The sequence below is a fragment of the Vibrio sp. SCSIO 43009 genome (genome assembly GCF_023716525.1).
Lineage (GTDB): Bacteria > Pseudomonadota > Gammaproteobacteria > Enterobacterales > Vibrionaceae > Vibrio > Vibrio alginolyticus.
The window spans coordinates 18,122-31,787 of record NZ_CP071842.1; the positions used below are offsets into that span (position 1 = coordinate 18,122).

General features: G+C 48.0%; 5 protein-coding genes, 5 tRNA genes, 3 rRNA genes and 1 pseudogene. 11 read left to right on the plus strand and 3 right to left on the minus strand.

What is annotated here, in order from left to right; all coding sequences use genetic code 11:
- Positions 1 to 52: 52 nt before the first annotated feature.
- The 3 genes from acuI to fadB form a co-directional block, all read right to left on the minus strand.
- A complete protein-coding gene (acuI, locus tag J4N43_RS00080) occupies positions 53 to 1,033 on the minus strand; it encodes an acrylyl-CoA reductase (NADPH) (protein WP_252094122.1) in 981 nt (326 codons plus the stop codon).
- 252 nt (positions 1,034 to 1,285) lie between these two features.
- Positions 1,286 to 2,461, minus strand: a complete 1,176-nt coding sequence (gene fadA, locus J4N43_RS00085) for an acetyl-CoA C-acyltransferase FadA (protein ID WP_158159518.1) — start codon at positions 2,459 to 2,461, stop codon at positions 1,286 to 1,288.
- Positions 2,462 to 2,475: 14 nt separating this feature from the next.
- The gene (fadB, locus tag J4N43_RS00090) at positions 2,476 to 4,647 is read right to left on the minus strand and encodes a fatty acid oxidation complex subunit alpha FadB (protein WP_158159517.1); all 2,172 of its coding nucleotides are present in this window, start codon (positions 4,645 to 4,647) and stop codon (positions 2,476 to 2,478) included.
- A 260-nt stretch (positions 4,648 to 4,907) separates the two neighbouring features.
- On the opposite strand from fadB, the pseudogene J4N43_RS00095 reads away from it, so the two are divergent.
- From J4N43_RS00095 to J4N43_RS00145, 11 genes and pseudogenes are all read left to right on the plus strand, one after another.
- A pseudogene (locus J4N43_RS00095) lies at positions 4,908 to 5,532 on the plus strand (YigZ family protein).
- A 46-nt stretch (positions 5,533 to 5,578) separates the two neighbouring features.
- The gene (locus J4N43_RS00100; RefSeq protein WP_005378893.1) at positions 5,579 to 7,036 is read left to right on the plus strand and encodes a TrkH family potassium uptake protein; all 1,458 of its coding nucleotides are present in this window, start codon (positions 5,579 to 5,581) and stop codon (positions 7,034 to 7,036) included.
- A 9-nt stretch (positions 7,037 to 7,045) separates the two neighbouring features.
- Positions 7,046 to 7,573 (plus strand): menaquinone-dependent protoporphyrinogen IX dehydrogenase, encoded by a 528-nt coding sequence (gene hemG / locus J4N43_RS00105; RefSeq protein WP_158159516.1) that lies wholly within the window; start codon positions 7,046 to 7,048, stop codon positions 7,571 to 7,573.
- Between the two features lie 465 nt (positions 7,574 to 8,038).
- Positions 8,039 to 9,589: ribosomal RNA gene (locus tag J4N43_RS00110) — 16S ribosomal RNA — on the plus strand.
- 89 nt (positions 9,590 to 9,678) lie between these two features.
- Positions 9,679 to 9,754: transfer RNA gene (locus J4N43_RS00115), tRNA-Glu, on the plus strand.
- 2 nt (positions 9,755 to 9,756) lie between these two features.
- Positions 9,757 to 9,832, plus strand: a tRNA-Lys gene (locus tag J4N43_RS00120).
- 28 nt (positions 9,833 to 9,860) lie between these two features.
- Positions 9,861 to 9,936: transfer RNA gene (locus tag J4N43_RS00125), tRNA-Val, on the plus strand.
- A 336-nt stretch (positions 9,937 to 10,272) separates the two neighbouring features.
- Positions 10,273 to 13,161: ribosomal RNA gene (locus J4N43_RS00130) — 23S ribosomal RNA — on the plus strand.
- A gap of 93 nt (positions 13,162 to 13,254) precedes the next feature.
- Positions 13,255 to 13,371: ribosomal RNA gene (rrf, locus tag J4N43_RS00135) — 5S ribosomal RNA — on the plus strand.
- The 16S, 23S and 5S rRNA genes sit together here with 5 tRNA genes alongside, the layout of an rRNA operon.
- A 78-nt stretch (positions 13,372 to 13,449) precedes the next feature.
- A tRNA-Asp gene (locus J4N43_RS00140) sits at positions 13,450 to 13,526 on the plus strand.
- Positions 13,527 to 13,587: 61 nt separating this feature from the next.
- Positions 13,588 to 13,664: transfer RNA gene (locus J4N43_RS00145), tRNA-Trp, on the plus strand.
- Positions 13,665 to 13,666 lie beyond the last annotated feature (2 nt).

Below are 13,666 nucleotides of genomic sequence, written 5' to 3' on the forward strand. Positions count from 1 at the left end.
CAAAAAAGAGCCAGCAATGCCGGCTCTTCGTCTATTTACACTGAGTCAGTGTTTATAGCTTGATAACCACACGACCCGTTACTTGACCGTTGGTGATGTCTTCTGCATATTTCGGTGCTTCAGCAAGAGCAACTTCAGTACACGCTTGCTCGAAGTAGCTGTCTGGTAGTAGCTCGACCAGCTTTTCCCATGCAGCGATACGTTTCTCTGTTGGGCACATTACTGAGTCCACACCTTGTAGGCGAACATTACGTAGGATGAACGGCATCACTGTGGTTGGTAGATCAAAACCACCAGCAAGACCACAAGCTGCAACTGCACTGTTGTAATCCATTTGCGCCAATACTTTTGCTAGTACTTTGCTTCCTACAGTATCAACCGCACCTGCCCATACTTGTTTTTCAAGCGGACGTGCTTGTTCTTCAAATTCAGTACGGTCGATGATGCGGCTAGCACCTAGTTTTTCAAGTAGCGGGCCGTTTTTCTCTACACGACCTGTCACTGCAGCAACTTTGTAGCCAAGCTGTGCTAGAAGCGTTACTGCGACTGAGCCTACACCGCCACTTGCGCCAGTTACTAGGATTTCGCCATTTTCAGGTTTGATGCCTGCATCAAGCAGTGCTTGAACACACAGCATACCAGTGAAGCCAGCAGTACCAACCATCATTGCTTTCTTGCTGTCTAGACCTTTTGGTAGTGGTACTAGCCAATCCGCTTTTAGACGAGCACGCTGAGACATACCACCCCAATGGTTTTCACCCACGCCCCAGCCAGTAAGGACAACTTTGTCACCAGCTTGGTAGCGGCCGTCTTCTGAGCTTACTACCGTACCTGCTAGGTCAATACCTGGCACCATCGGGAAGTTACGGATGATTTTACCTTTACCTGTGATCGCAAGGCCGTCTTTGTAGTTTAACGATGAGTAATCAACGTCAACCAGAACGTCGCCTTCAGGCAGTTGTGTTTCATCGATTTGCTCGATGTTAGCGATAGTACGTTTGTCTTCTTGATTTAGAACTAGAGCATTAAACATAAGGTTCTCCGATTGTGCGGTAGCATGACTCTGGGTCACATGCAGCAAGATATCAACTGGTCTAAGTGTATGTCTTCTTTGTCTATGAATAAAATGAAACTTGAGCATTTAATGTATGCTTTTCATGCATGTTTGATGTAAAACAAAAAGGGCGACATCAATTGTCGCCCTTAAGTGTAATACTAAAAATTTTAGTACTAGTTCATTTGCTTATGATTGTTGGCTCGATCACTGCAACAACGTCTTGAACTGTTATGGTCGTTCAAATACTGTCGCAATGCCCTGACCCAAACCGATACACATGGTGGCCAGACCGTATTTCGCGTCTTTCGCTTCCATTAGGTTGATCAACGTTGTTGAGATACGTGAACCAGAACAGCCTAGTGGATGACCCAATGCTATCGCACCACCGTTAAGGTTGACCTTCTCATCCATAACATCAAGCAGGCCTAAGTCTTTAGCACACGGCAGAGACTGCGCGGCAAATGCTTCGTTTAGCTCAACCACATCCATGTCTTCAATTGAAAGACCGGCACGCTTGAGCGCTTTTTTCGTCGCAGGTACAGGACCGTAACCCATAATAGAAGGATCGCAGCCCGCAATGGCCATGCCTTTAATACGTGCACGAATCTTCAAGCCAAGCTCATTGGCTTTCTCTTCGCTCATGATCAACATCGCTGATGCACCATCGGACAGAGCCGATGATGTACCGGCTGTTACTGTACCGTTTGCTGGGTCGAACACTGGGCGAAGTTGAGATAGACCTTCAACGGATGTTTCAGGGCGAATCACTTCGTCGTAATCCAGAGTGAACAGTGTGCCGTCTGTTGCGTGGCCTTCAATTGGTAGAATTTCGTTTTTAAAACGACCCTCTACGGTTGCTGCGTGCGCACGAGCGTGAGAGCGAGCGGCAAACTCGTCTTGTTGCTCACGGCTAATGCCATGTAATTTACCCAGCATTTCAGCCGTTAAGCCCATCATGCCCGCAGCTTTTGCTACGTTCTTTGACATACCTGGGTGAAAGTCTACACCGTGGTTCATTGGCACATGCCCCATGTGCTCAACACCACCAATTAGGCAGATTTCAGCATCGCCAGTCATGATGGCACGTGTACCGTCGTGAAGCGCTTGCATGGATGAACCACACAAGCGGTTCACCGTCACGGCGCCAATTTCAATCGGCAGGCCCGCGAGTAGCGCGGCATTACGTGCAACGTTAAAGCCTTGCTCTAGTGTTTGCTGTACACAGCCCCAGTAGATGTCTTCAATCTCGCTTGGGTTCACTTGTGGGTTACGCGCAAGAATGCCAGTCATTAGGCGCGCAGATAGATCTTCTGCTCGTGTATGACGGAAAGCACCACCTTTAGAGCGACCCATTGGAGTACGTAGACAATCGACTACGACAACATTTCTTGTTTGATTAGTCATTTTAGAATCCCTCCTTAGATAGAACCTTGCTGTTGTGCACCGTAAAAGCTTTCACCTTTCGCCGCCATATCAATCAGCATTTGCGGTACTTGGTACATCGCACCTAGCTCGGCGTGTTGTTTTGCCATTTCAACGTATTCAGCAATACCCACGCTGTCTAGATAGCGGAATACGCCACCGCGGAATGGAGGGAAACCAAGACCATAAACCAATGCCATATCTGCTTCCAGCGGAGTCGCGATGATGCCTTCTTGTAGGCACAGCACCACTTCGTTGATCATTGGAATCATCATACGTTGAATGATGGTCTGATCGTCAAAGTCCTGCTTATCGGCACAAACGTCAGCAAGTACCGGTAAGATCGCTTCGGAGAAGGTTTTCTTCGGCTTACCTTTTTTATCTATGGTGTAGCTGTAGAAGCCATTACCATTTTTCTGACCATATTTGTCTGCTTCGAACAGTGCATCAATCGCATCACGACCTTGTTTACCCATACGCTCAGGGAAACCGTCAGCCATCACAGCTTGTGCGTGGTGCGCGGTATCAATGCCGACTACGTCAAGCAAGTACGCCGGTCCCATCGGCCAGCCAAATTTACGCTCCATGACTTTGTCGATTTTCGTAAAGTCAGCACCATCACGAAGTAGCATGCTGAAGCCGCCAAAGTATGGGAACAATACGCGGTTAACGAAGAACCCTGGGCAGTCATTAACGACAATTGGTGATTTGCCCATTTTCGCAGCATACGCCACAACACGATTGATGGTTTCATCAGAGGTATGCTCACCACGGATGATCTCAACAAGAGGCATACGATGCACTGGGTTGAAGAAGTGCATACCACAGAAGTTTTCTGGGCGTTTTAGTGATTTTGCCAATAGGTTGATAGGAATCGTCGAGGTGTTTGAGGTGATAACGGTGTCGTCACCGACATGGGATTCAACTTCACTTAAAACTGCTGCTTTTACTTTCGGGTTTTCAACGACAGCTTCAACAATCACATCAGAGTTTTCAATACCTGCGTAATGTAGGCTCGGTGTGATTGACGCTAAAATACCCGCCATCTTAAAGCCATCAATGCGACCGCGAGATAAGCGTTTATTCAGCAGCTTAGATGCTTCAGTCATGCCTAGGTCGAGCGACGCTTGCGCGATGTCTTTCATTAAGACAGGCACACCTTTTAGCGCTGATTGGTAAGCAATGCCGCCACCCATGATACCTGCACCTAACACGGCTGCACGTTGCGTGTCTTTACTTGCTGACTTCGCTGCTTTTTTCGCAATGCCTTTGATGTATTGATCATTAAGGAATAGGCCAACGAGTGATTTTGCTTCTTCCGATTTAGCCAATTTCACGAAGTGCTTACGTTCAATGTCTAACGCTTCATTACGTGCAAAGCGAGCACCTTCTTCAATCGTGATAACGGCTGTCATTGGGGCAGGGTAGTGAGGGCCTGCTTTTTGTGCCACCAGACCCTTCGCCATGGTGAAACTCATCATTGATTCAAGCTTACTCAGCGTTAGCGGAGATGTTTTCTGTGCTCGGCGTGCTTGCCAGTCAAGTTTCTCGTTAATTGCAGAGTTAAGAGTTTGTAGTGCTGATTCGTATAAAGCATCAGTCTCTACAACTGCATCGAGTAAGCCAATTTTCAATGCTTCATCCGCACGGCATGCTTTACCTTGGGTGATGATTTCCATTGCGCTGTCTGCGCCAATAACGCGAGGTAAGCGTACACAACCACCAAAGCCAGGCATGATTCCCAGTTTCGTTTCTGGTAGGCCGATGCTGGTGGTTTTGTCACCAATACGCATGTCTGTTGCTAGCACACATTCACAACCGCCACCAAGAGCGTGGCCTTTGATCACTGAGATGGTCGGAACGGGTAAGTCTTCTAATTTGTTAAAGATGCTATTAGCAAATTGCAGCCATTGGTCGAGCTCGGCATCCGTTTTAGCAAACAGACCTAAAAACTCGGTAATGTCTGCGCCTACAATGAATGCGTCTTTATCTGAAGTGAGCAACAACCCCTTGAGGCCTTGATGGGCAATGAGCGCATCAAGAGCTTTATCTAGCGATTCCAATGTCGCTAGGTCGAGTTTGTTGACGGATTTTGGAGAGCAGAAGCTTAGCTCTGCAATACCATCTTGTATTTCCTTTACCTGTAGGGTTTCGGCTTGGTAAATCATTGTCTATCTCCATGACATACAATCGTGGATTGTCTGTATACCTATTTCAACGACGCCGTGTACCTCGGCAAATAGGTATCGAGGAAGTCGTTTTATTTTTGTTCTGGTTTGACCAGTAAAGTTAGTTTGGATCGTGGATTGTCTAATTTCAATACATTTTTAAACAAGTGTTTAACATTGTGCGCTGTGGCAGATCTTATGCGACGGGTAAATCACACTCGTGATAGACTTCAGGCAAATAAACCTGAATCCATAATCCTATGAATGACAAGCCTTATCTGATTCCAGCAGAGCCCGCTCAATTTGAAGAAGAAATTAAAAAGAGCGTCTTCATTACTTATTTGGCACACACGCCAAGTATCGAAGCTGCAAAAGCATTTGTTGATCAAATCAAAGCTAAACACGCTGATGCTAGACATAACTGTTGGGGCTTTGTTGCTAGTCGACCAGAAGATTCGATGCAGTGGGGCTTTAGTGATGATGGAGAACCTTCAGGGACGGCAGGTAAACCGATCCTTGCTCAGCTGTCTGGATCTGGTGTGGGGGAGATCACGGCTGTGGTCACGCGATACTCTGGTGGAATCAAGTTAGGTACAGGCGGCTTGGTTAAAGCGTATGGGGGTGGGGTACAACAAGCGCTCAAGCTGCTTCAAACTATTGAGAAAAAAATAACCACAAAGCTCAGACTAACGTTAGACTATGGGTTTTATGCCGATCGCACAATCAATCATGCCGCAATTTGGTGCGATAGAAGTCGAGGCTGAATACAGCGATCAGGTGGTATTAGTGGTGGAAATTGAGCTTCGAGAAGTGAGCGCGTTTACCCAAGCAATCATTAATAAAAGCGGGGCAAAGGCAATTGTCACTCCGCTAGACGGACAATAATGAAAAACAGGAAGCAACAGGGACAGCTTCGCTAGTCAATTTATCCATGCAATTTCGTTCAATTATTCGAATCGTCGGGCTACTGCTCGCACTCTTTAGTGTCACTATGCTTGCGCCAGCACTCGTTGCGCTGATCTATCGAGATGGTGCTGGTGTGCCTTTTGTCACGACATTTTTTGTTCTGCTGTTTTGTGGGGCCGTTTGTTGGTACCCAAACCGCAGGTATAAGCACGAGCTTAAAGCTCGAGATGGCTTTCTTATTGTCGTCTTATTCTGGACAGTACTTGGCAGTGCAGGCTCGATCCCCTTTCTCATTGCTGACAACCCGAACGTCTCAGTGACAGATGCGTTTTTTGAATCGTTTTCTGCTCTCACGACGACCGGGGCGACCGTTATTGTTGGTTTGGATGAGTTACCTAAAGCGATTCTATTCTATCGACAGTTACTGCAGTGGTTCGGCGGTATGGGAATCATCGTATTAGCTGTGGCGATTTTGCCAGTACTTGGCATTGGTGGTATGCAGCTTTACCGCGCCGAGATCCCTGGTCCAGTCAAGGACACTAAAGTGACGCCGCGCATAGCAGAAACTGCTAAGGCGCTTTGGTACATCTATTTGAGCCTGACTATCGCCTGTGCTTCGGCTTTTTGGTTAGCTGGTATGACGCCATTTGACGCCATCAGTCACAGCTTTTCCACCATTGCTATTGGCGGCTTCTCTACCCACGATGCCAGCATCGGATATTTTGATAGTTACGCGATTAACCTGATTACTGTGGTTTTTCTGCTTATATCTGCATGTAATTACACACTGCACTTTGCTGCATTTGCATCAGGTGGCGTACATCCCAAGTATTACTGGAAAGATCCTGAGTTTCGCGCCTTCTTGTTTATTCAAGTGCTGCTATTTATCATTTGCTTTCTATTATTACTGAAACATCATTCTTACACATCGACATACGATGCTTTCGATCAGGCTCTGTTCCAAACCGTATCAATATCCACAACAGCGGGCTTTACGACAACAGGTTTTGCGGATTGGCCGCTCTTCTTACCTGTGCTGTTATTGTTCTCTTCCTTTATAGGTGGTTGTGCTGGTTCAACAGGCGGCGGCATGAAAGTGATCCGTATCCTGCTTCTTACCTTACAAGGTGCGCGTGAACTAAAACGTTTAGTCCATCCACGCGCGGTTTACACCATCAAAGTAGGTGGCAGTGCCCTACCGCAACGTGTTGTCGATGCGGTTTGGGGTTTCTTCTCCGCATACGCATTGGTATTTGTGGTTTGTATGTTGGGGTTGATTGCAACAGGAATGGATGAGCTCAGTGCGTTCTCGGCGGTGGCTGCGACTCTGAACAACCTCGGTCCTGGCTTGGGAGAAGTGGCGCTTCACTTTGGTGATGTTAACGACAAAGCAAAATGGGTATTAATAGTTTCTATGCTGTTTGGTCGTTTGGAAATCTTTACCTTACTTATTCTACTTACGCCGACGTTTTGGCGTAGCTAAGGGGAAATCGTGGCAAAAGCATTATTTCTATACTCTTCCCGCGAAGGGCAGACTAAAAAAATTTTCCACTATATAGATGAACAACTTCCAGATTTCGATTGTGAGCTGGTGGATTTACATAATGTCGAGACGATTGACTTCAGCCAATACGACAGAGTATTGATAGGCGCCTCTATTCGCTATGGCCATCTTAATAAAAAGCTATACCAGTTTATTGAGCGAAACCTCAATCAATTGGAGCAAAATAAAGTGGCATTTTTCTGCGTAAACCTAACCGCTCGTAAAGAGGACCAAGGAAAGGATACACCTGAAGGTAGTGCCTACATTCGCAAGTTCCTAATTAAGTCGCCTTGGAAACCAACGCTAATCGGTGTTTTTGCTGGTGCACTTTATTACCCACGTTATAGTTGGTTCGACAGAACTATGATTAGGTTCATTATGTCGATGACGGGTGGCGAAACCGATACGACCAAAGAGGTGGAGTACACCAATTGGGAAAAAGTGGCTCTTTTCGCAGATAAATTTAGAGAACTGTAGAAATAACGTGCTCTTTTGACCGCTTTTGATGCAAATTTATCCGAACGATAAAAAAATCAAAAAAAACGAGAAAAAGGGCTTGCCAATGTGATCGCAATCTCTATAATGCCACCTCGCTGACACGGCAACGCTTCGAAGCTTAAGTTTCGAAAGTAAGAAGCCAAGTTAGCAAGCCAAATTAGCCAAGCAAAAACGCTTGAAGAAAGTTTGAAAAAAGTGATTGACACTAAACTTTAACTCGCTAAAATGGCCGTCCTGTTTTGAGTAAAGCTCAACAGGAAAGCTCTTTAACAATATAGACCTATCAATCTGTGTGGGCACTCGTTGATGATAATCCAATTCGATACCTCGGTATCAAATTAGGTTTCAATGAAACGAAGTGACCATTGAATCTTCGGATTCAGCACAGTCAATTCAAACATTACGTTATGTAATGTTCAGTATTCATTGAGCCGACAAAATCTTAAATTGAAGAGTTTGATCATGGCTCAGATTGAACGCTGGCGGCAGGCCTAACACATGCAAGTCGAGCGGAAACGAGTTATCTGAACCTTCGGGGAACGATAACGGCGTCGAGCGGCGGACGGGTGAGTAATGCCTAGGAAATTGCCCTGATGTGGGGGATAACCATTGGAAACGATGGCTAATACCGCATGATGCCTACGGGCCAAAGAGGGGGACCTTCGGGCCTCTCGCGTCAGGATATGCCTAGGTGGGATTAGCTAGTTGGTGAGGTAAGGGCTCACCAAGGCGACGATCCCTAGCTGGTCTGAGAGGATGATCAGCCACACTGGAACTGAGACACGGTCCAGACTCCTACGGGAGGCAGCAGTGGGGAATATTGCACAATGGGCGCAAGCCTGATGCAGCCATGCCGCGTGTGTGAAGAAGGCCTTCGGGTTGTAAAGCACTTTCAGTCGTGAGGAAGGTAGTGTAGTTAATAGGCATTATTTGACGTTAGCGACAGAAGAAGCACCGGCTAACTCCGTGCCAGCAGCCGCGGTAATACGGAGGGTGCGAGCGTTAATCGGAATTACTGGGCGTAAAGCGCATGCAGGTGGTTTGTTAAGTCAGATGTGAAAGCCCGGGGCTCAACCTCGGAATAGCATTTGAAACTGGCAGACTAGAGTACTGTAGAGGGGGGTAGAATTTCAGGTGTAGCGGTGAAATGCGTAGAGATCTGAAGGAATACCGGTGGCGAAGGCGGCCCCCTGGACAGATACTGACACTCAGATGCGAAAGCGTGGGGAGCAAACAGGATTAGATACCCTGGTAGTCCACGCCGTAAACGATGTCTACTTGGAGGTTGTGGCCTTGAGCCGTGGCTTTCGGAGCTAACGCGTTAAGTAGACCGCCTGGGGAGTACGGTCGCAAGATTAAAACTCAAATGAATTGACGGGGGCCCGCACAAGCGGTGGAGCATGTGGTTTAATTCGATGCAACGCGAAGAACCTTACCTACTCTTGACATCCAGAGAACTTTCCAGAGATGGATTGGTGCCTTCGGGAACTCTGAGACAGGTGCTGCATGGCTGTCGTCAGCTCGTGTTGTGAAATGTTGGGTTAAGTCCCGCAACGAGCGCAACCCTTATCCTTGTTTGCCAGCGAGTAATGTCGGGAACTCCAGGGAGACTGCCGGTGATAAACCGGAGGAAGGTGGGGACGACGTCAAGTCATCATGGCCCTTACGAGTAGGGCTACACACGTGCTACAATGGCGCATACAGAGGGCGGCCAACTTGCGAGAGTGAGCGAATCCCAAAAAGTGCGTCGTAGTCCGGATTGGAGTCTGCAACTCGACTCCATGAAGTCGGAATCGCTAGTAATCGTGGATCAGAATGCCACGGTGAATACGTTCCCGGGCCTTGTACACACCGCCCGTCACACCATGGGAGTGGGCTGCAAAAGAAGTAGGTAGTTTAACCTTCGGGGGGACGCTTACCACTTTGTGGTTCATGACTGGGGTGAAGTCGTAACAAGGTAGCGCTAGGGGAACCTGGCGCTGGATCACCTCCTTATACGATGATTATTGCGATGAGTGTTCACACAGATTGATACGGTTTATGAAGTTTAAGAGATAGAACATCCCCCAAGATGTTCACTTAGTGTCCCGTTCGTCTAGAGGCCTAGGACACCGCCCTTTCACGGCGGTAACAGGGGTTCGACTCCCCTACGGGATACCATTGGGTCGTTAGCTCAGTTGGTAGAGCAGTTGACTTTTAATCAATTGGTCGCAGGTTCGAATCCTGCACGACCCACCATTTCCTTCCACGGAAATCAAAACAATGTGGGCGATTAGCTCAGTTGGGAGAGCACCTGCCTTACAAGCAGGGGGTCACTGGTTCGAGCCCGGTATCGCCCACCATTCTCTAAGTATTTTTGGAATAAAACGTCCAAACCAGAACAAGCAATTGATACTGGTTGGTATTTTTGACTCTGAAAGTCTTTAGAAAATGTAACTTCCTTGTGAAGCAACATAGCTCTTTAACAATTTGGAAAGCTGACAAAACAATCCTTGTCTTTAAATAGATAGGAGATTGTTTGTAAAGTTCTCAATGTTTGTCTTTATGACAAACACCAATACAACACATTCAAGTGTTCTTGGAATTTGAGTCCGGCAAAATCGAGTCTGCATCATGTATAAAAATTGCAGACAACTTTGGTGACTTGTTCATCAACTCGAAACTCCTTCGGGTTGTATGGTTAAGTGACTAAGCGTACACGGTGGATGCCTTGGCAGTCAGAGGCGATGAAGGACGTATTAACTTGCGATAAGCCCAGATTAGGTAGTAAAAACCATTTGAGTCTGGGATTTCCGAATGGGGAAACCCAATACCATAAGGTATTACTGTTGAGTGAATACATAGCTCAACAGGGCGAACCGGGGGAACTGAAACATCTAAGTACCCCGAGGAAAAGAAATCAACCGAGATTCCGAAAGTAGCGGCGAGCGAAATTGGACTAGCCCTTAAGCTTTACACGCGTTAGACGAACAGCCTGGAAAGGCCGACGATACAGGGTGATAGTCCCGTAGTTGACGACGTGTGTTCAGTGAAATCGAGTAGGGCGGGACACGTGATATCCTGTCTGAATATGGGGGGACCATCCTCCAAGGCTAAATACTACTGACTGACCGATAGTGAACCAGTACCGTGAGGGAAAGGCGAAAAGAACCCCTGTGAGGGGAGTGAAATAGAACCTGAAACCGTGTACGTACAAGCAGTAGGAGCAGGCTTGTCCTGTGACTGCGTACCTTTTGTATAATGGGTCAGCGACTTATATTCAGTGGCAAGGTTAACCATCTAGGGGAGCCGTAGGGAAACCGAGTCTTAACTGGGCGTTCAGTCTCTGGATATAGACCCGAAACCAGGTGATCTAGCCATGGGCAGGTTGAAGGTTGAGTAACATCAACTGGAGGACCGAACCGACTAATGTTGAAAAATTAGCGGATGACTTGTGGCTAGGGGTGAAAGGCCAATCAAACCTGGAGATAGCTGGTTCTCCCCGAAAGCTATTTAGGTAGCGCCTCGGACGAATACTACTGGGGGTAGAGCACTGTTAAGGCTAGGGGGTCATCCCGACTTACCAACCCTTTGCAAACTCCGAATACCAGTAAGTACTATCCGGGAGACACACGGCGGGTGCTAACGTCCGTCGTGGAGAGGGAAACAACCCAGACCGCCAGCTAAGGTCCCAAATTACTACTAAGTGGGAAACGATGTGGGAAGGCTCAGACAGCCAGGATGTTGGCTTAGAAGCAGCCATCATTTAAAGAAAGCGTAATAGCTCACTGGTCGAGTCGGCCTGCGCGGAAGATGTAACGGGGCTAAGTAGTAAACCGAAGCTGCGGCAATATACTTTTGTATATTGGGTAGGGGAGCGTTCTGTAAGCGGTTGAAGGTGTGTGGTAACGCATGCTGGACGTATCAGAAGTGCGAATGCTGACATGAGTAACGATAAAGGGGGTGAAAAACCTCCTCGCCGGAAGACCAAGGGTTCCTGTCCAACGTTAATCGGGGCAGGGTAAGTCGACCCCTAAGGCGAGGCCGAAAGGCGTAGTCGATGGGAAACGGGTTAATATTCCCGTACTTCTTACAATTGCGATGGGGGGACGGAGAAGGCTAGGTGGGCCTGGCGACGGTTGTCCAGGTTCAAGTGCGTAGGCTTAAGAGTTAGGTAAATCCGGCTCTTTCTAAGGCTGAGACACGACGTCGAGCACTACGGATGTGAAGTCATTGATGCCATGCTTCCAGGAAAAGCCTCTAAGCTTCAGATTGTAAGGAATCGTACCCCAAACCGACACAGGTGGTCGGGTAGAGAATACCAAGGCGCTTGAGAGAACTCGGGTGAAGGAACTAGGCAAAATGGTACCGTAACTTCGGGAGAAGGTACGCTCTCGACGGTGAAGTCCCTCGCGGATGGAGCTATTGAGAGTCGCAGATACCAGGTGGCTGCAACTGTTTATTAAAAACACAGCACTGTGCAAAATCGCAAGATGACGTATACGGTGTGACGCCTGCCCGGTGCCGGAAGGTTAATTGATGGGGTTAGACTTCGGTCGAAGCTCTTGATCGAAGCCCCGGTAAACGGCGGCCGTAACTATAACGGTCCTAAGGTAGCGAAATTCCTTGTCGGGTAAGTTCCGACCTGCACGAATGGCGTAATGATGGCCACGCTGTCTCCACCCGAGACTCAGTGAAATTGAAATCGCTGTGAAGATGCAGTGTACCCGCGGCTAGACGGAAAGACCCCGTGAACCTTTACTACAGCTTGGCACTGAACATTGACCCTACATGTGTAGGATAGGTGGGAGGCTTTGAAGCGCAGTCGCTAGATTGCGTGGAGCCGTCCTTGAAATACCACCCTTGTAGTGTTGATGTTCTAACGTCGACCCCTTATCGGGGTTGCGGACAGTGCCTGGTGGGTAGTTTGACTGGGGCGGTCTCCTCCCAAAGCGTAACGGAGGAGCACGAAGGTGGGCTAATCACGGTTGGACATCGTGAGGTTAGTGCAATGGCATAAGCCCGCTTGACTGCGAGAATGACAATTCGAGCAGGTGCGAAAGCAGGTCATAGTGATCCGGTGGTTCTGAATGGAAGGGCCATCGCTCAACGGATAAAAGGTACTCCGGGGATAACAGGCTGATACCGCCCAAGAGTTCATATCGACGGCGGTGTTTGGCACCTCGATGTCGGCTCATCACATCCTGGGGCTGAAGTCGGTCCCAAGGGTATGGCTGTTCGCCATTTAAAGTGGTACGCGAGCTGGGTTTAGAACGTCGTGAGACAGTTCGGTCCCTATCTGCCGTGGGCGTTGGAGAATTGAAAGGGGCTGCTCCTAGTACGAGAGGACCGGAGTGGACGAACCTCTGGTGTTCGGGTTGTGTCGCCAGACGCATTGCCCGGTAGCTAAGTTCGGGATCGATAACCGCTGAAAGCATCTAAGCGGGAAGCGAGCCTTGAGATGAGTTCTCCCTGATACTTTAAGTATCCTAAAGGGTTGTCGTAGACTACGACGTTGATAGGCAGGGTGTGTAAGCGTTGTGAGGCGTTGAGCTAACCTGTACTAATTGCCCGTGAGGCTTAACCATACAACACCCAAGGGGTTTTGATGGACTCAATGAAAGAACATTGAATGTGTAGTAACGAGAATTAAAAAACAGCTTTCCAGATTAAAGAATTTGCTTGGCGACCATAGCGTTTTGGACCCACCTGATTTCCATGCCGAACTCAGAAGTGAAACGAAATAGCGCCGATGGTAGTGTGGGGCTTCCCCATGTGAGAGTAGGACATCGCCAGGCTTTAGTTTTATTTTCACTTTTTTCGAAAAGTGAAGACAAAAGCGGACGCTTGCTTATTAAAGCGAGTGATACCACTGCGGAGTGGTAGTTCAGTTGGTTAGAATACCGGCCTGTCACGCCGGGGGTCGCGGGTTCGAGTCCCGTCCACTCCGCCACTTAATATCGACAACCTCGCTTATGCGAGGTTTTGTCAAATCTAGAATATGAAAATTCTATAGGGGTGTAGCTCCAATTGGCAGAGCAGCGGATTCCAAATCCGCGTGTTGGGAGTTCGAATCTCTCCACCCCTGCCACA